The following is a 2,558-nucleotide window of genomic DNA, read 5'->3' on the forward strand; positions in this document are numbered from 1 at the left end:
GGGAGTGGGGAGTGGGGAGTGCTGAGTGGGAAATCTCACTTCTTTACTCGGAACTCGGAACTGTTTTGCCCCATGCCCCATCCTAATTTACACGAGATAGCATAGTTAACAATCCTTGCTGACCTAGCAGAATTTCTCGCAGCAGGCTGAAGATACCAACCCAAATAATGGGTGTTATGTCCACTCCGCCTATTGGTGACACTAGCTTTCGCAACGGCACTAAAAATGGTTCAGTAGGCCAAGCTATTAAATTAAAGGGCAAACGATTCAGATCCACTTGTGGATACCAAGTGAGAATGATGCGGAATATAAATAAAAATGTCATCACCCCCAATACGGGGCCAAGAATCCAAGCAGTCAGGTTAAGACCAGTCATCAGTTTAAGCTACTATCTGTCTGTGAAGAAAGAAAAACTTAGGCGATCGCTAGAAAATTTGAAGCTTTGTAAAGCACTATCATTATAATTTTATTTCAATAAATAAGAACTCAGCACTCAACACTGCTTCGGTGAGAGCACTTACCAAATTTGGCAGTTCACGTCCAGAGGCTTCTCAAGAAAGTAATACACTATTAAAATTAAAATGAAGTGTGTAAAAAAAGGTTGAGAAATATGACGCCTTCTTTAGCAAATTTTCTTTGGAGTCTGCTTTGGGGTACTGCAATTGTTGTAATACCCGCTACAGTTGGTCTAATTTTCATTAGCCAGAAAGATAAAATCCAACGTTCATAATGCTTATGAGAGTCGAATTGACTCTCATAATTGATTGATTGTTTGTCAGCTATCTACTTATAATTGCACCAAAAGCAGCAGTTTTTGCCGTTGCTGGCAGTTGTAGATAACAGACATAGTGTTTTTTACTTTTCGGTGAATAGCTTCAGAGCTTCTTTACCAGAGGCTTTGAAGCTTTAATCTATTGCGCTTAATTACAGTAGTGATTTTAATTGTGACTCGCTAACATAGATTTGATATTGGGAAAACAGCAATGATAAATTTTGGGCTGAACTCAGCCAGTTTTCTGGCTCAGGTAAATTTTGGGGCGAACTCAGCCAGTATTTTAGGAATTTTCCTGGCTGTGGCTGGGGCAGCACTGTATTTTCTCCGCACTGTGCGCCCGGAATTGTCACGGGATCAAGATATCTTTTTCGCGGCGGTGGGCTTGCTCTGCGGCTTCATTCTCGTCTTTCAAGGATGGCGGCTAGACCCGATTCTCCAATTTGGTCAATTACTTTTAGTGGGCACAACTGTGTTTTTTGCGGTTGAAAGTATTCGTCTGCGGAGTATAGCTACCCAGCAAGCAAAGCGCAACACTCCGATTGTGGACGAAGACCGACCGGTTAGCGATCGCTATGAGTACAATAATCGCAGAAAGTATGAAGCTGAAATGGATGCAGACTTAGATCCATTGCCTTATGAAGAAGAGGAGCGCCCCGTGCGTCCCCGGATTCGGGGTAGCAGGGATGAGATTTCAACTCGTGATGACTACTACGAAGAACAACCCCCCCGTCGTTCAGAACGCCGCAACAGTAGCAGTAGTGAAAGACAGGCTCCAGCTGATAGAACACGTCGGCGTCCTTCTGGGCGTCCGGTGAATCGCCCCTCTGAAAGCTCTCAAGAAGAAAATTGGGGTTCTTCATCTAGAGAAGTTGATGATTGGGAAACTTCGGGAGGGGAAGCTAGAAAACCTTCTCGCCGCAGTAATAACGCCCCCCAGCGTCCCGAAAGTCGTGAAGATGATGTTGCTCCAAGACCCAGAAGGCGGCGTCCGCCCACTGACTCTGCTCCTCGAAGACCGCGCGAAGATGATGAGGCGATACCAACTGATTATGTGCCATACAACCCGGTTGAAAAGCCAAATGAGCGGCCAGATAATTCGACCGATTTTGATGACGATGTTTAAAGCAGTTGGCTTGGAAGTAGGTTTAGAGGCAACGGAAAAAAGTTGAGGTGGAAAAATTTAAGCCGACATTTTGGCTCCAAAGACCAATTCATTGGAGCCTGTTTTTTAGTTTAACAAGTTTGCTTGTATCTTGTGGTTCTAATAATATTCCCATAGGGCCTACTTCCCTCAACAGTCGCTACACCGAGGAGCAACCTGCTTTGAGTGGAAATGGGCGCTTTTTAGCGTTTGTATCTAATCGAAATGGTAATCAGCAGTTACTAGTGTACGATTTGGAGAGGCAACTGTTTATTCGCACACCGGGGATAAACCGATCAGAGACAATTGCCGAAAGTCCTAGCTTGAGCTACACCGGGCGTTATATTGCTTATATTACTAGCGACCAAGGTAGACCAGTTGTAGCGCTTTACGATCGCGCTACGCAACAGTCGCAAATCGTCACCCCAACCTATCGCGGCTGGATCAGAAAACCAAATATTAGCCCAGATGGACGTTATGTTGTTTTTGAAACCGCCAGTCGTGGTCAGTGGGATATTGAAGTCCTAGACCGGGGGCTAAATATTGAGTTAGATATTCCTAATGGTGCAACTGTAGGTTCATCTCCGTAGAGGTAGGGGAGCAGGGAGCAGGGGAGCAGGGAGCAGGGAGCAGGGAGCAGGG

The 2,558-nt window shown here is 45.3% G+C and carries 4 protein-coding genes; 3 read left to right on the top strand and 1 reads right to left on the bottom strand.

Going from position 1 to position 2,558, the window contains the following annotated elements:
- Positions 1-82: 82 nt before the first annotated feature.
- A complete protein-coding gene (locus F8S12_RS11385) occupies positions 83-376 on the bottom strand; it encodes a YggT family protein (RefSeq protein ID WP_196516401.1) in 294 nt (97 codons plus the stop codon).
- A 234-nt stretch (positions 377-610) separates the two neighbouring features.
- Here F8S12_RS11385 and psbX point away from each other — a divergent pair, with 234 nt between their 5' ends.
- From psbX to F8S12_RS11400, 3 genes are all read left to right on the top strand, one after another.
- A complete protein-coding gene (psbX, locus tag F8S12_RS11390) occupies positions 611-730 on the top strand; it encodes a photosystem II reaction center X protein (protein WP_174709687.1) in 120 nt (39 codons plus the stop codon).
- A gap of 253 nt (positions 731-983) precedes the next feature.
- Entirely contained in the window at positions 984-1,898 is a 915-nt protein-coding gene (locus F8S12_RS11395; protein ID WP_196516402.1) for a Ycf66 family protein, read from the top strand.
- Between the two features lie 47 nt (positions 1,899-1,945).
- Positions 1,946-2,506 carry a TolB family protein gene (locus F8S12_RS11400; RefSeq protein ID WP_196516403.1) on the top strand — a complete coding sequence of 187 codons (561 nt, stop codon included), beginning with the start codon at positions 1,946-1,948 and terminating at the stop codon, positions 2,504-2,506.
- Positions 2,507-2,558: the final 52 nt, after the last annotated feature.

Source organism: Nostoc sp. WHI, assembly GCF_015714725.1.
In the GTDB taxonomy this organism is placed as follows: Bacteria; Cyanobacteriota; Cyanobacteriia; order Cyanobacteriales; family Nostocaceae; genus Nostoc.

What these genes read in the sequence shown, in the direction of transcription:
- F8S12_RS11385 (WP_196516401.1), bottom strand. Translation starts at nt 376, where the DNA reads ATGACTGGTCTTAACCTGACTGCTTGGATTCTTGGCCCCGTATTGGGG.
- psbX (WP_174709687.1), top strand. Translation starts at nt 611, where the DNA reads ATGACGCCTTCTTTAGCAAATTTTCTTTGGAGTCTGCTTTGGGGTACT.
- F8S12_RS11395 (WP_196516402.1), top strand. Translation starts at nt 984, where the DNA reads ATGATAAATTTTGGGCTGAACTCAGCCAGTTTTCTGGCTCAGGTAAAT.